13 protein-coding genes are annotated in these 15,017 nt (G+C 58.4%); 5 read left to right on the top strand and 8 right to left on the bottom strand.

Annotated elements, in window-relative coordinates; translation table 11 throughout:
- Positions 1-400: 400 nt before the first annotated feature.
- From AAAC48_RS19585 to ffh, 4 genes are all read right to left on the bottom strand, one after another.
- Positions 401-703, bottom strand: a complete 303-nt coding sequence (locus AAAC48_RS19585) for a hypothetical protein (protein ID WP_340655784.1) — start codon at positions 701-703, stop codon at positions 401-403.
- 113 nt (positions 704-816) lie between these two features.
- A complete protein-coding gene (rpsP, locus tag AAAC48_RS19590; protein ID WP_340655785.1) occupies positions 817-1,236 on the bottom strand; it encodes a 30S ribosomal protein S16 in 420 nt (139 codons plus the stop codon).
- A gap of 10 nt (positions 1,237-1,246) precedes the next feature.
- Positions 1,247-1,564: a chorismate mutase gene (locus tag AAAC48_RS19595; protein WP_340655786.1), complete on the bottom strand. Its 318-nt coding sequence runs from the start codon at positions 1,562-1,564 to the stop codon at positions 1,247-1,249.
- 2 nt (positions 1,565-1,566) lie between these two features.
- Positions 1,567-3,144 carry a signal recognition particle protein gene (gene ffh, locus AAAC48_RS19600; protein ID WP_340655787.1) on the bottom strand — a complete coding sequence of 526 codons (1,578 nt, stop codon included), beginning with the start codon at positions 3,142-3,144 and terminating at the stop codon, positions 1,567-1,569.
- A gap of 1,206 nt (positions 3,145-4,350) precedes the next feature.
- On the opposite strand from ffh, the gene AAAC48_RS19605 reads away from it, so the two are divergent.
- Positions 4,351-5,172, top strand: a complete 822-nt coding sequence (locus AAAC48_RS19605; RefSeq protein WP_340655788.1) for a lytic transglycosylase domain-containing protein — start codon at positions 4,351-4,353, stop codon at positions 5,170-5,172.
- Between the two features lie 52 nt (positions 5,173-5,224).
- Here AAAC48_RS19605 and AAAC48_RS19610 read toward each other — a convergent pair whose 3' ends face one another.
- Genes AAAC48_RS19610 through AAAC48_RS19625 form a run of 4 tightly spaced genes read right to left on the bottom strand, consistent with a single transcriptional unit; the run spans position 5,225 to position 7,552 of the window.
- Positions 5,225-5,632: a nuclear transport factor 2 family protein gene (locus tag AAAC48_RS19610; RefSeq protein ID WP_340655789.1), complete on the bottom strand. Its 408-nt coding sequence runs from the start codon at positions 5,630-5,632 to the stop codon at positions 5,225-5,227.
- Between the two features lie 11 nt (positions 5,633-5,643).
- The gene (locus AAAC48_RS19615) at positions 5,644-6,312 is read right to left on the bottom strand and encodes a carbonic anhydrase (RefSeq protein WP_340655790.1); all 669 of its coding nucleotides are present in this window, start codon (positions 6,310-6,312) and stop codon (positions 5,644-5,646) included.
- A 56-nt stretch (positions 6,313-6,368) separates the two neighbouring features.
- Positions 6,369-7,253 carry a pyridoxal kinase PdxY gene (pdxY, locus tag AAAC48_RS19620; RefSeq protein WP_340655791.1) on the bottom strand — a complete coding sequence of 295 codons (885 nt, stop codon included), beginning with the start codon at positions 7,251-7,253 and terminating at the stop codon, positions 6,369-6,371.
- 50 nt (positions 7,254-7,303) lie between these two features.
- Positions 7,304-7,552: a hypothetical protein gene (locus AAAC48_RS19625; RefSeq protein ID WP_340655792.1), complete on the bottom strand. Its 249-nt coding sequence runs from the start codon at positions 7,550-7,552 to the stop codon at positions 7,304-7,306.
- Positions 7,553-7,688: 136 nt separating this feature from the next.
- Between AAAC48_RS19625 and AAAC48_RS19630 the strand changes: the two genes are divergently transcribed.
- From AAAC48_RS19630 to AAAC48_RS19645, 4 genes are all read left to right on the top strand, one after another.
- Entirely contained in the window at positions 7,689-8,303 is a 615-nt protein-coding gene (locus AAAC48_RS19630) for a LemA family protein (RefSeq protein ID WP_340655793.1), read from the top strand.
- A gap of 380 nt (positions 8,304-8,683) precedes the next feature.
- Positions 8,684-9,463, top strand: a complete 780-nt coding sequence (locus tag AAAC48_RS19635) for a YgcG family protein (protein WP_340655806.1) — start codon at positions 8,684-8,686, stop codon at positions 9,461-9,463.
- Positions 9,464-9,466: 3 nt separating this feature from the next.
- Entirely contained in the window at positions 9,467-10,099 is a 633-nt protein-coding gene (locus tag AAAC48_RS19640) for a TPM domain-containing protein (RefSeq protein WP_340655794.1), read from the top strand.
- Between the two features lie 113 nt (positions 10,100-10,212).
- Positions 10,213-15,015 (top strand): NAD-glutamate dehydrogenase, encoded by a 4,803-nt coding sequence (locus AAAC48_RS19645; protein WP_340655795.1) that lies wholly within the window; start codon positions 10,213-10,215, stop codon positions 15,013-15,015.
- Positions 15,016-15,017 lie beyond the last annotated feature (2 nt).

Consider the following 15,017-nt stretch of genomic DNA (forward strand, 5'->3'; position numbering starts at 1 on the left):
CATTTAGAGAACTGCCGGCCTATTTCGCTCCAAGCCCTTTGCCAAGGAACCGGGGGAACGTGACCCAGGGTCAGAACCTGTCAATCTGCTCGAAATGGTATTTGGCTTTTCGTTCGGATACGAGGAGCAAAGGGACAAGAAATGTTTATCCATTTTCGAGCCTTTGCGACAAAGTAGCCAGGCGAAAAGACCCCGCCCTTCACGCTTCTCAGAGCATGGTCCCGAAAAGTTGTCAGACTTTTCGGACGATACATGCTCCAAGGAATGAAGCTGCGCATGTATCTTTCGATCCGGCGAAGCGCCGGATCGGAACATGCGCTGCATCTTCTTGCCGTTTCCGGCGCCATTTCGATCATACTAATGGGTCCAGACCCTAACTCTTGAATGAGTAGCTGCAGGCTCACGGACCGGATGTCGGCTCGGCCGCCAAAGGCGGCGTCAAGTGCATCCCATGTGCAGTCATTGGTGCCACAAGGTCTTGGCGCTCGCCCCGCAACTTCCGTCCGAACTCTACACCGGGCCGTTCGACAAGAATATGCATGGCCAAAGCCACAAAGACGAGTGCAACAAGAACGATGAAGATCACAATCCAGAAATTCGCATCGGACGCCAGCGCAAACTCCCGGAGCGGACCGATGGCGAATACACAGTACAAGACAATGCCTTGCATGAGATAGATGCTGTAACTGAGCTCGCCGAGCATGGCCTCGCGACCAGCAATCCAAACAGGTTCGCCCCGCGGACTTTACTGTCAAGATTGAAACGAAAACGGGCGGCAGAGCCACCCGTTTCACAATCAAGCAAGTCTGTGACAGCTTATTCGCTGGCAGCAACTTCTTCAGCAGGAGCTTCGGCAGCAGCCTTGGCAGCTTCAGCTTCGGCAGCGGCCTTTGCTTTCGCATCTTCTTCAGCCTGCTTGGCAAGAGCGACGCGCTCCTGTGCCTTCTTGCCCGGAACAGCCTTTTCAGGATTGTTGCGAGTGTCGCGCTTGGCGATACCGGCCTGGTCGAGGAAGCGCAGAACGCGGTCGGTCGGCTGTGCGCCGTGACCGATCCAGTACTGGATGCGGTCGGCATCGAGCTTGACGCGATCGCCGTCCTTCGGGAGCATCGGGTTCCAGGCGCCGACGGTTTCGATGAAACGGCCATCGCGTGGTGCACGAACGTCAGCAACGACGACGTGGTAGTAAGGACGCTTCTTCGACCCTGCGCGGGCCAGACGGATTTTCAGTGACATTGTATTCTCCTTAGAAAGTTGCGTTGCCGCCGTTTTCTTTGGCGGCTGTTGTTTCGTGATGCCTGATCACTTCCTTGACGATGAAGTTCAGGAACTTCTCGGCAAAATCGGGGTCGAGGCCGGACGACTGGGCTAATGAGCGCAGACGTTCGACCTGTAGTTTTTCTCTGGCTGGATCGGCTGGTGCCAAGCCGTTCTTAGCCTTCAGCACGCCCACTGCCTTGGTGCAGCGAAAACGTTCGGCGAGCATATGGATGAGCGCAGCATCGATATTGTCGATCGAGGCGCGCAGTTCGATGAGTTCCTTCGGGAGAGACGATGAGGACATGATTATCCTTTCTTCTTCGGAAGGCCGGGGAGGCCACCACCAAGACCAGGCAGGCGTGGCATTCCACCCAGACCACCGAGGCCACCGGGTAGACCGCCGAGCCCGCCAGGTAAGCCACCACCCTTGCCAAAGCCGGCGGCTTCCGCCTGTTTCTGCAGGGCTTCAAGCTGTTTCGGGTCCATCCTGGACAGATCGGGCATGCCGCCCATTCCACCCATGCCGCCAAGACCCATCTTGGCGCCAAGACCGCCCATCATCTGCTTCATGATGCCGCCTTTGCCCTTGCCGCCCATCGCCTTCATCATGTCCGCCATCTGGCGGTGCATCTTCAGGAGCTTGTTGATGTCGGCGGCATTGGTGCCGGAACCCTTGGCGATGCGCTGCTTGCGGGAGTGCTTGAGCATATCGGGATTGCTGCGCTCGGCAGCGGTCATCGACGAGATAATCGCAAGCTGGCGTTTGAAGATGGAATCATCGAGACCGGCAGCGGCCATCTGATCCTTCATCTTGCCCATGCCGGGCATCATGCCCATGATGCCGCCCATGCCGCCGAGCTTCTGCATCTGGCCGATCTGGTCGGCCAGATCGTTGAGATCGAACTTGCCCGACTGCATCTTCTTCGCCATCGCTGCGGCTTTTTCCGCGTCGATGTTTTCGGCGGCCTTCTCGACCAGCGAAACGATATCGCCCATGCCGAGAATGCGATCAGCGATACGCCGGGGATAGAATTCCTCCAACGCATCCATCTTTTCGCCGGTGGCGATCAGCTTGATCGGCTTGCCGGTGACGGCGCGCATGGAAAGGGCCGCACCGCCGCGGCCATCGCCGTCCATGCGGGTGAGCACCAGGCCGGTGATCCCGACGCGTTCATCGAACGAACGGGCGAGGTTGACGGCGTCCTGGCCGGTCAGTGCATCGGCAACGAGCAGGATTTCATGCGGGTTGGCCTTCTTCCTGATGTCGGCCATTTCGACCATCAGCGGCTCGTCGATATGGGTGCGGCCGGCCGTGTCGAGAATGACGACATCATGGCCGCCGAGTTTCGCTGCCTGTACGGCGCGGGCGGCAATCTCGACCGGTGTCTGGCCGGCGATAATCGGCAGCGTATCGACGCCGGTTTGCACGCCAAGCTGGCGCAACTGTTCCTGGGCTGCAGGGCGGCGCGTATCAAGCGACGCCATCAGCACCTTCTTCTTCGACCGCTCGGTGAGGCGTTTGCCGATCTTACCGGTGGTCGTGGTCTTGCCGGAGCCCTGCAGGCCGACCATCATGATGACGACGGGAGCAGGCGCGTTGAGGTCGATGGAGACGCCCTCTTCGCCGAGCATGTTGACAAGTTCGTCGTGGACGATCTTGACGACCATCTGACCGGGCTTGATGCTCTTCAGAACTTCGGCGCCGACCGCCTTGGTGCGAACTTTGTCGGTGAAGGAACGGACGACATCGAGGGCAACGTCAGCTTCGAGCAGCGCGCGGCGCACTTCGCGCAACGCCGCTGCGACGTCCGCCTCCGACAGCGCGCCACGGCCGGTGAGGCCGTTCAATATCGAACCTAGTCGTTCCTGTAAGCTTTCAAACATCCAGTTTTCCTTCTTCCTTCCAGGGACCAGTTTCCGCGAAAGGTAAGTGCAAACCGCGCCAGGGCCAATGGCTCAAAGCAAAATGGCACCCGAGGGCGCATCGCGCTGTCGGGTGTTGACCTCCGGGATCGATTTAACCCTATTGGGGTCCCGGTCGGCTGCTCGGAGTTCAGAACTCGTCGCGGATTGATGCGCGGCTTAAACAGCAAGTGGTGTGAAGAGTCAAGATGGGCTTTCGTTACGCTCGCTTTTCAACCCGATCGCTTAGGGTCTCTTCGATGTGGTTCTGCCAGCCGGGACCGCCGGACAGATAATAGTCAAGCACATCGGCGCTGAGACAGATAGCACCTGGACCTTGGACCTAACTCCCAGCGGATATTCGGGCCAATGCTTGGTAAACGCGTGGGCCAAGGCTTTCTGAGGGTCGTCCCAGGGTTTCCTTGGTTAAGGCTGCATCCTCGTTCGACGTGGTTGTGGCAGCATGTGCCCGGGCAATCAGCTCTTCCTTCCAGGCTCTAAATTTGTGGTCTGACATATTCATCAACCTTTGTGAAAGTGGTCTCGTGGTGTGAAATCTTGTAGGGATTTTATCTGACGTGGCGTGCTGTAGTTCCGCCTGGCCAGAGAGAGCGTGCGGCTTGTACGGCCGTCATTGTGCCGGGCAAACGCGACAAGACCATTAGCGGCTGCATGGATTTTGACTAGACGCGACACAGGCTCTTTCTTGCTGAAACTCTTGGACATTCTTCACTCGCCGACTAACGATGTTCTGCGACCAGACAACTGATGGTTAGCGCTCGATATCGACAGAGTTCAAGTTAAATTTCATACGAAAGTCGTAAAATTTAAGTGAGATAAAATATTACGTGCGGAAAATGATATATGTTTTTGTATATTGAAGATATATGAAACGATTATTGAACCGCTGATTGGAAGGTTGTTATTGGGACGTACCCACCCGTTGCGCATCAAAAGCACAAACAATATTTACATAACTGCAATCGTCAATTGTAATCTTGGCGTAGCATTTGATGGTGGTGTCAGGATCAACCAAATCGGGTTTCGTGCCTCGAAATGCATAAAAATGCCTCAAAAACATACAAAGTGCGGGAAATTCGACCGATAAATACGCGATCCTGCCAGATGACAGGGTTGCGGAAAAATGGCAATAGAGGCACGAGCGACTCAACTTTTAAGGAGATATCCATGGCATTTGTTGCCAAAGGCAGACTTTTTGCGGCCGTAGCCACGGCGCTTCTCATGACGGCCGGTGCAGCGCAAGCCGCGGCCGGGTGTGGCAATAATTCTGCAGGATTTCCCGCGTGGGTCGAACAATACAAGCAGCAGGCCCAGGCGCAGGGGATCGGCAGCAGGGGTATCAATGCCCTCGATAGCGTGAACTACGCGACAAAGACCATCAATGCGGACCGCAACCAGAAGAGCTTCAAATATTCGCTCGACAAGTTCATGCAGGTGCGAGGCGGCCAGACCATTATTTCGCGCGGCAGAGCGCAAAAGGCACAGAATGCAGCCTTGTTTGCCAGTATCGAGAGGCGCTTTGGCGTCCCGGCGGGTCCGTTGATTGCCATTTGGGGCATGGAAACCGGCTTCGGCAGCTTTATGGGCAACCAGCATACGCTCTCGGCCGTGACCACTCTTGCCTATGACTGCCGGCGTCCCGAATATTTCCGTGATCAGCTCAATGCCGCATTGAAGTTGGTGGACAATGGCACGCTGGCGCCCAATGCCGTCGGCGCGATGCACGGGGAAATCGGTCAGACTCAATTCCTGCCGCTCAATGTTCTGCGCTATGGCGCGGACGGCGACGGCAATGGCCGTATCGACATGGTCCGTTCCAAGGCCGATGCGCTTGCATCGACAGCGAATTTCCTGCGCGCCCATGGCTGGCAGGCTGGCGCCGGCTATCAGCCGGGTCAGCCGAACTTTGCTGCGATCCAGGGCTGGAACGCTGCGAGCGTCTATCAGCAGGCAATCGCCATCATCGGCGCGAGGATCGACGGCGAATAATTATTACCGCAAGGAATGCCGACGGGCCGGTGCATTGCGCCGGCCTTTTCTATCAGAAGCCTTCGCAGGCTTCGCCAATGGCGCTTTGAGCGCTCTCGATGATCTTCGCGTCGCGAAAGCTGAAGATCTCACGTGTGTAGGTGGTGTTGTTGGGGAACTGGTAGCAAACGAAAACGGTGACCATACCGTTCTGCGAATGGCCGATGCGGTGGCGGACAGTGGCGCCACGTACGGCATTCTTCCATTCGTCGAGGCTGGCGAGAAATTCGTCCTTGGTCTGGACTGTATCGATATCTTCGAGAATGACTCTCGCGTCATCGGCGAGCAGATCGTCGAACACGGTCCGGTCCGCGGTGGCCAGTCCCGAATACCAGCGTTCGAGGAGTGCGGGCGCGTCATCTGCAAGGGCAGGAATGGTCAAGGCGAGAATGACAGCGATCGTAAACAGCAACCGCGTCATCTTCTCGTCTCCTAATCTGGGGTGGCAATGCCGACCGGTTCGGGGTCGGGACGCAGAAAGTCACCGGTTTCGGGATTCATGATCCAGAGTTCGCCGGTGGAAATATCGAACCAGGCGCCATGCAGCGTGAGACGCCCCTTCTTCTCGAGGATATCGATGCAGGGAAAACTCCGCAGGTTCTTCAGCGAATAGCGGATGGAGATGCGCTCCAGCGCCGTCTGGCGCTCGAACGGGGTCATCAGCGCATTGGCCGACACCGCTTCTGCTGCGGGTGCGACCAGGCTCATCCACTTGCCGATGAAATCGCCCGGGGAGAGTGGCTGGCTTTCGGGGGCGAGCGCCGCCTTGATGCCGCCGCAGCGGCCATGGCCAAGAACGACGATGTTCTTGACCTTGAGGCTCTGTACGGCGAATTCCAGCGCGGCGGATGTCGCGTGGTATTCCCCGTCCGGCTCGTAGGGTGGCACAAGATTGGCGACGTTGCGGACAACGAAGATTTCGCCTGGGGCGGTATCGAAGATGATCTCCGGTGCCGAACGGGAATCGCAGCAGGCGATGACAAGCGTTTCCGGTGTCTGCCCCTGGTCCGCGAGCTGTTTATATCGCATCGTCTCGTTGGCATAGCGATGCGCCATGAAGTTGCGATAGCCGGTGAGGAGTTTCTCGGGGAGCAAGGTCATGGCATTTGCTTAATCCCGATCGTGCCGAAGATCAATTGACCCTTTGTCTCAGGTGCTCAGGCGCGCACGCCCTTGCTTGGGTGGACCAATCGGCGCATCTGCGTCATGGCCATCGGCGTCGACAGGCTGGATGCGTCGGCTTCCAGCATCAATTCGTCGGCGCCACGCTTGGCTGAACGAGCCATGATCTCGAAGACCGATGCGGTGGTCCGTTGCAACACCTGTTCGAGTTCGAGCCCGGCCAGCATGCGGGCCAGGAAGAGTGCAGAGGTCAAATCGCCGAGGCCATTGGTCGGGCCGGTGACAAGACGGTGTTCGGCAAGGAGCGCCAGCGAGTGCGTTACAAGCAGATTGCCGGTGCCGCCGGCAATCATCGGATGCGCCGAGGTGACCAGCATGGTGCCGGGACCCGCATGCAGGGCTGCCTGCATGATCGCCCTGTTGTCGGGTAGCTCGGCATCCGTCAACCAGGCGAGTTCGAAGCGGTTGGGCGTCGCGATATCGGCGAGCGGCATCAGCTGATCGCGTATCCCGATTGCTGTCGCTTCCGGAACATAGAGCCCCTTTTCGTCGCCAATCACCGGATCGCAGAGATAGAGCACGTTCCTGTTGCGAGCCTTCACCGTCTTGACGAGGCGCGCGACGCTGGCCGCCTGCGCCGCATTGCCGAGATAGCCGCTCATGATGCCGCTGACTTCGCCCAGCCAGGGCGCGCGTTCGAGGTCAGCAATCAAGTCATCGAATTGTTGCGCTTCCGGAACGATTCGCTTGGCGGGTCCATGACCCGGATGCCAGGGAAGAATGACGGTCGGCACGGCCCAGACCGGATGGCCAAGTGTCTCAAGCGCGAAAACGGCGGCACGATTGCCGACCGAGCCGCGGACGACATGGCTGGAAATGACGATAATGGCATTGGAGGAAACAGCAGCAGGACCGGTCATTCAAGCATACTCATGTAAGGCGTTCGGGCGACAGGAGGTTCGACTGAGACCTAAGCCCTGCCGAAAATGGAACTGAGTAACCAGATAAACATGGCGATCAGCGCAATCAATCCCAGAAACCGGCCGATGCGAGTGCCCCAGATCTCGACCGTATCGCCAGCGTCGGCATCCCTGGCCGAAAAGTGGCCTTTCGCTCGCTCGACGACGGACATGCCCCCGGCAGCGGATTCGCGGTTCACGCGGTCGAGAATGCGTTTGGATTCAGTGTCGGGCACGCGCTTATCGTCCTGATCAGGCATGACATTTCCATGTGATTGCAAAGCAAATCACCATAGCGCTTTGCCAGTTCCTTTTGCAGAAAAAAATGGCTAGGCTCGCACTGCTTCGTTCCAAAAAGGCCGTCCGGCCGCTGAATCTGACCTGGGAGAGATTCTGATGCAATACGTGACTTGCCTGATGGCGCCGCGCCGCGCGTTTTCCATCCTTGCGCTCGCACTTCTCGTGCCGCTGCTTTCCGCCTGCGGGTTCAACACGATACCGACCAATGAAGAACGCGCCAAAGCCGCCTGGAGCGAAGTGCTGAACCAGTATCAGCGCCGCGCCGATCTTATCCCCAATCTCGTCGAGACCGTCAAAGGCTATGCGGCGCAGGAAAAGGACGTGCTAACATCAGTGGTCGAGGCGCGTGCCAAGGCGACCTCGGTGCAGGTCACGCCAGATACGTTGAAGGATCCCAACGCCTTCAAGGCCTTCCAGGATAACCAGGCCAATCTGACAGGCGCCCTGTCGCGACTGCTGGCTGTCGTCGAGAACTATCCGGAACTGAAATCCAACCAGAACTTCCTGGCATTGCAATCGCAGCTGGAGGGCACCGAAAACCGCATTGCGGTTGCCCGTCGTGACTATATCGAGGCCGTGCGCGTCTATAACACCTCACTCAAGACCATGCCGACGCTGATCTGGAGCAAGATCTGGTTTACGGGCAATGAGCCATTCCAGACCTTCACCATCGACGATACAGCCAAGCAGACGCCTCAGGTCAAGTTCTAGAGCAAAGGATGTTCGAATGGAACCAGTTCTGTTTCCCGCATGGCGTGGCAATCCACGCGGAAGGTGGCGAGGCCGATGTGTTTCCATCGGACGAAGCCGCCTGACAAAGTGGGTGTGCACCAGCCGGAAACCCGAAGGGCTGGGTGAATTCGGGCCAAATCCCTCAGGCTTCGACATCGCCCGATGGAAGGACATCGGTCTCGTCAAATCCCTTGACCTTGTCCCGAATTCCCTCCAGCAGAACGGGTCCATTTGGACATCTCTTGCTCTAGGCTTTTGAAATGCCCATATCGGGTCAAATTGCCGTCATGACCGTTTGCGAGCGATCGGCCAAATGGATTGCCGGTCGATTCCTGCTGGTTAGCACGCTGCTCGTCCTGATGATGGCCAGCGCCTTTGCCGCCGAACTGCCGGCTCTGACCGGGCGTGTGGTCGATGCCGCGAATGTCATTGATGCGGCGACCAGGGAGCAAATCGTCCAGAAACTGGCGGCTTTCGAAGCGAAATCGTCCGATCAGGTCGTAGTGGTGACAGTTCCAAGTCTCAGCGGCGAAGAAATCGAACCGTTCTCCAACCGGCTCTACCGCGCTTGGGCGCTCGGGCAGAAACAGGAAAACAACGGTGTGTTGCTGGTCGTGGCGCCTAATGACCGCAAGGTACGCATCGAGGTCGGCTATGGCCTCGAAGGCACGCTGACCGATCTATTGTCAAAACTCATCATCGAAAACGCCATCATTCCGGCTTTCCGTTCGGGGGATTATGCGGGCGGGATCTCGCGCGGCGTCGATGGGATCCTGACGGTTCTCTCAGGCGACGCGGCCGAGCTTGAGGCGCGGGCAAAACGCAACATCCAGGAGCAATCGTCCGATGTCGACTGGGTCATGCTGATCTTTGTCACGATCTTCGTCATCATTTTCTTCAGTGGCATTATTCTGCCGGCCATAGTGACGTCCTTTGGCCGCAAGATCGCCCCTGGCCGCTATCAATGGCTGGGCATGATCTTCGATACAGGGTCGTCGAGGAATGGTCGCGGCGGCGGTAGGTGGCCGGGTGGCGGCAGCTGGTCAGGTGGCGGTGGTTGGTCTTCAGGCGGCGGCGGTGGCGGCTTTTCCGGCGGCGGCGGATCATCCGGTGGCGGCGGCGCATCGGGGGGGTGGTAGGTCATGAGACTCATGGATGATACTGACCACACACGCATCGCCGAAGCGATCCGTGACGCCGAGAGCCGCACCAGCGGCGAAATCTATGCAGTGCTGGCACGGCGCAGCGACAGCTATTTCTATGTGGCGGGCTTTACCGTTGCCTGTGGTATCCTGTTTGCTGCAGTTCTGGTCGCGGTGGCTGCGCACTGGTTCTGGTACATCGTGCCGTTGCCGGTGTTCGGCCTGGCCATCCTTGCTGCATTCCTTTGCGCGGTGCTGCTGCTCTGGCTGGTGCCGAGCATCACATTGTGGCTCGTTCCGAAAGGCATCCTCTACCGGCGCGCGCACCTCAACGCTATCCAGCAATTCCTGGCGCGGAACGTACACCTGACGACCGAGCGAACCGGCGTCCTGCTGTTCGTGTCACTGGCGGAACGTTATGCCGAGGTAATTGCCGATGCCGGCATTAATGCGAAAGTGCATCAGGACGAATGGAACAACATTGTTGCGATTCTGACGGAACATGCCGACCGGGATGATTTGACGGTGGGTTTCCTCAAGGCGATCGAGAAGGCGGGTATGTTGCTGGAAGAACATTTCCCGAAGGGCCCCGATGACGTCAATGAACTGGATGATCATCTGGTCGAATTGTAAGTTTATTGCGTGTCACACCGTTTTCACTTCAGAGGAGCAGTTTACTGTCGAAGGAGACCCTCAAAGGGGTTATAATCAGCCCAATTAATTAAATCAAAATAGGGGGGAAGATCATGGCTTCCAACGCAAGTACAGCCACAACGGTGGCTACAAAAGCAACGTCGGCAAAATCGGCCAAGGAAATCAGGAAAACTCAGACAGGATTGTTCGAAGAGTTGCTGTTTGCCCGGGCACCGGAAGAAGATCTTGCCGAATACGACGCAGGTGCGCTGGCGGCGACCGCGAGGATCGCAGAGACCGCGCTCGCACGTTTCAAACCCGGCGAACCGGTCATCGACGTTAGCAACAGCGATCTTATCAAACGCAACGGCAGACCGGTGACGGTGATCACCCTGATCAATGACAACATGCCGTTTCTTCTGGACTCTGTGCTCGGCGAGATCGGCGAGCGCACGAGCAGCATCTATCTCGTCATGCATCCGGTCATGGACGTCCGGATGGACGGTTCGGCAAACGTTGTTCTTGGGTTTGCAGGTCCTGAGAAGCCCGCCAAGGGTGTCGTCAGGGTCAGCGTAATGCAAATCCACATTGGAGCGCTCGAACCCACGTCGCACCAGATCATGACGGCAGCACTGGCGACGATGCTCAGGCATGTACGCGAGGCGGTCAGGGACTGGAAGCCGATGTTGGCGCGCCTCGGCGAAGCGATCGACCAGTACAAATCCGGAAAACTGCCGATGAAGAAAGCAGCGGTCGACGAAGCCGTGGCCTTTCTCGAATGGCTCCGCGACGACAACTTCACCTTCCTCGGCGTGCGTGAATATGATTATCAGGGCGACACTGGCGAGGGAGAGCTGGAACGATCCGGCAAGCCGGGCCTTGGTATTCTTGGCGATCCGGATGTGCGCGTGCTGAAGCGCGGCAATCAAGGGGTGACGACGACGCCGCAGATCATAGCCTTCCTTACCGGGCCCGAACTGCTGATCGTCACGAAAGCAAATACCAAGTCGCTCGTTCACCGCCGGGGCTATATGGACTATATCGGGGTCAAAACCTTCGATGCCGACGGCAAGATCAATGGCGAACTTCGCTTCGTCGGTCTGTTCACTTCGACGGCCTATACGCGTTCCGTGCAGAAAATACCCTATCTGCGTTCCAAGGCCGAAGCAGTCATCAACCGCCTTGGTTTCAATCGCGAGGACCATTCGGGCAAGGCCTTGCTGAATGTGCTCGAAGGCTATCCGCGTGATGACCTGTTTCAGATCGATGTCAAGACGCTGACTCGATTTGCCGAGATCATCCTGGCACTTGGCGAGCGCCCGCGCGTGCGTGTGCTGCCGCGCGTCGATCCGTTCGGCCGCTTTGCATCGATCATCGTTTTCGTACCGCGTGAACGCTATGACTCTGTGGTGCGCGAGAAAATCGGCACCTATCTCGCCAATGCATTCGAAGGTCATCTTTCGGCCTACTATCCGGCATTTCCCGAAGGCGGCCTGACACGTGTTCACTTCATCATTGGCCATGCGGATGGGGACTTTCCCAAGGTCAAGCGGGAGACGCTCGAAGAAGCGGTTCGCTCGATCGTGCGCACTTGGGAAGATGCGGTGGCCGAAGTCGGTGATCGCACCGGAATGTCCGAATTCACAGCACTTGCTGCCGCTTTTCCCGACTCCTATCGTGAGAATTTTTCGGCCGACGAGGCTCTGGTGGATGCCAGCCGTATCGCAGGCCTTTCGCGTGACTATCCGCTCTTTGTCGATTTCTATCGGCACAGAACCGATGGCCCCAATGCTGCTTCACTGAAGATCTATCACTACGGGTCGGCGGTTGCGCTGTCTCAGCGTGTTCCCCTTCTCGAAAACATGGGCTTCCGCGTTATCAGCGAGCAAACCTTCGCGTTGCCGGCTGCCGATGGCAGTCCGCTTTACGTGCATGACATGGAGCTCGTCAGTGCATCCGGTTCACCCATCGACCTCGCCGACAATGGCGATCTCTTCGAAGAGGTGTTCCGTAGTATCTGGGGCGGCATGTCGGATAATGACGGCTACAACGCGCTTGCCCTCAACGGCCAGCTGACAGCGCGGCAGATCATCATCCTGCGTGCCTATGGCCGCTACCTTCAACAGGCGGGGATTCCGTACTCGCAGGATTTCATCGCGGCGACGCTTAATCGATATCCGGCGATCGCCAAACAGATATACAATCTGTTTGAGCAGGGTCTCAATCCTGCCAAGGCCGGCTCAGCCCAATCCCAGCGCAAGCAGACCACGATCAGGGCTGCCATAGAACAAGCACTTCAGGGTGTACCCAGTCTCGATGATGACCGTATCCTGCGGCGCTTCCTCAATTTGATCGAGTCGACGCTTCGCACCAACGCCTTCTCGCCGGAAGAAGATGGCAGCGAGCGGGTGTCATTGGCTTTCAAACTGGATCCAAGGCTACTCGACGGCTTGCCGGAGCCTCGGCCCTATCGCGAAATATTCGTCTACGGGCCTGAGGTCGAGGGCGTGCATCTGCGCTTCGGCCCTGTTGCCCGCGGCGGCCTGCGCTGGTCTGACCGAGCGCAGGATTACCGCACGGAGGTGCTGGGTCTCGTGAAGGCGCAGCAGGTGAAGAATGCTGTCATTGTGCCTGTCGGCGCCAAGGGCGGCTTCTATCCGAAGCGTCTGCCGACGACGGGCGACCGCAATGTTATCTTCGAAGCGGGCAGGGCAGCCTATATCACCTTCATTTCGACACTGCTTTCGGTGACAGACAACCTGCAGGGTGAAAAGGTGGTGCCACCGGCCAATCTGGTCCGGCTTGATGGCGACGATCCTTACTTCGTTGTCGCCGCGGACAAGGGCACGGCAACGTTTTCGGACACTGCGAATGCCATCAGCCAGGCGCATGATTTCTGGCTGGACGATGCCTTCGCCTCCGGCGGTTCCGCGGGTTACGATCACAAGAAGATGGGCATCACGGCGCGCGGCGCGTGGGAAGCGGTCAAACGCCATTTCCGCGAAATCGGCACGGATATCCAGAAGGCACCTTTCACCGTGGTCGGCGTCGGCGACATGTCGGGCGACGTCTTCGGCAATGGCATGCTGTTGTCGCCGCAGACAAAGCTGATTGCCGCCTTCGACCACCGCGATATTTTCATCGATCCCGAGCCGGATGTTAAGGCGAGCCTGAAGGAACGCCAGCGGCTGTTCAACCTGCCGCGCTCCAGCTGGCAGGACTATGACAAGTCGAAGATTTCAGCAGGGGGCGGGGTGTTCTCGCGCTCGCAGAAATCGATCACGCTGTCGAAGGACGCGGCAAAGGCCATCGGTCTTGCCAAGACCACGGCAACGCCGTTCGAGATCATGACGGCGATCCTGAAAGCGCCGGTCGACCTGCTCTGGTTCGGCGGCATCGGTACCTATGTCCGCTCGACGCTGGAGAGCGATGCGGAAGCGGGCGACCGCGCCAATGACGCGATCCGTATTACCAGCAGCGATGTGCGGGCCAAGGTCATCGGCGAAGGCGCCAATCTCGGCGTGACGCAGAAAGCCCGCATCGAGTTCGGCTTGCTTGGCGGGCGTTGCAACTCAGACGCGATTGACAATTCCGCCGGCGTCAATACCTCCGACGTCGAGGTCAATATCAAGATCGCGCTTGCGCAGGCGATGCGCGCTGGAAAACTGCAGCGAGCCAAGCGCGACAAGGTGCTGGAATCGATGACCGACGAGGTGAGCGATCTGGTGTTGCGCAACAATTACCTGCAGACGCTGGCCCTGTCGCTGGCGCAGCGGCGCGGCATTGCCGACCTTGCCTATCAGGCCCGCTTCATCAGCGACCTGGAAACGAAGAAGTTGCTCAACCGCAAGGTCGAAACTTTGCCCGACGACAAAGTTCTGGCGGAGCGGCAGGTTGACGGCATCCCGATGACCCGCGCCGAACTTGGCGTGCTTCTGGCCTATGCGAAGATCGTCCTGTCCAACCAGCTTCTGGCGAGCGACCTTCCAGATGATCCATATCTCGAACAGGAACTCATCGATTATTTCCCCAGTCAGATGAAGGCAGGTTTTGCCGAGGAAATCCGCACCCATCGCCTGCGCCGGGAAATCATCGCGACGCAGCTTGCCAATGATGTGATCAACCGTGGTGGGCCAACCTTCGTCAGCCGCCTTGCCGACCTGACCGGTCGGTCGGGGCCGGAGATCGTGCGCGCCTATGTGATCGTTCGCGATGGCTTCGAGCTCGACGGGGTATTTGCTGGGATCGACGCGCTGGACAACGCGATACCAGGCGAAACACAGAACGGTTTCTATGCCAAGGTGGCACAGATGCTGAACTGGACAACAGCCTGGGTGCTGCGCAACGGCACGAGGGCAGCCGGGCTCAAGGAGGCAATCGAGGAGATCAGGCAGGCACGCAGTGCGTTGCAGCCACGCCTCGACAAGCTTTTGCCGCTATCGGTAACCGGGCTTATCCGCGAGGATACGGCCAGCAATGCTGCTCTCGGCGCACCGCCGGCACTCGCCACGCAGCTGGCCCGCCTTCAGATCGCGCCGGTTATCCCGGACGTTGCCGCCGTGGCGCACCAGGCCAATATCGACATCGCAAGTGCCGGCAAGGCCTATTTCGACATTTCCGAAGCCTTCCGCATTGGCCGTATCGAGGATGCCGCACGCGGCGTTTCCGTGGCGGATTACTATGACGGGCTGGCGCTGGCGCGAGCCACCGATCTGATTTCGCAGGCGCGGCGGGGCATAGCAGTGGCAGCGCTCAGCAAATTCGGCAAGCAGACCGATCCGGCAAAGGACTGGCTGGTGAGCCGGGGTGCCCGCGTCGACGAAGTGCGGCAGCGCATGGCGAATATTGTGGAAACGGGCGATCTGACCGTCTCCCGGCTTGCAGTTGCTGCCGGATTGCTTTCCGATCTGTCGTAGAA

The sequence above is a fragment of the Phyllobacterium sp. genome, from assembly GCF_037994405.1.
Lineage (GTDB): Bacteria > Pseudomonadota > Alphaproteobacteria > Rhizobiales > Rhizobiaceae > Phyllobacterium.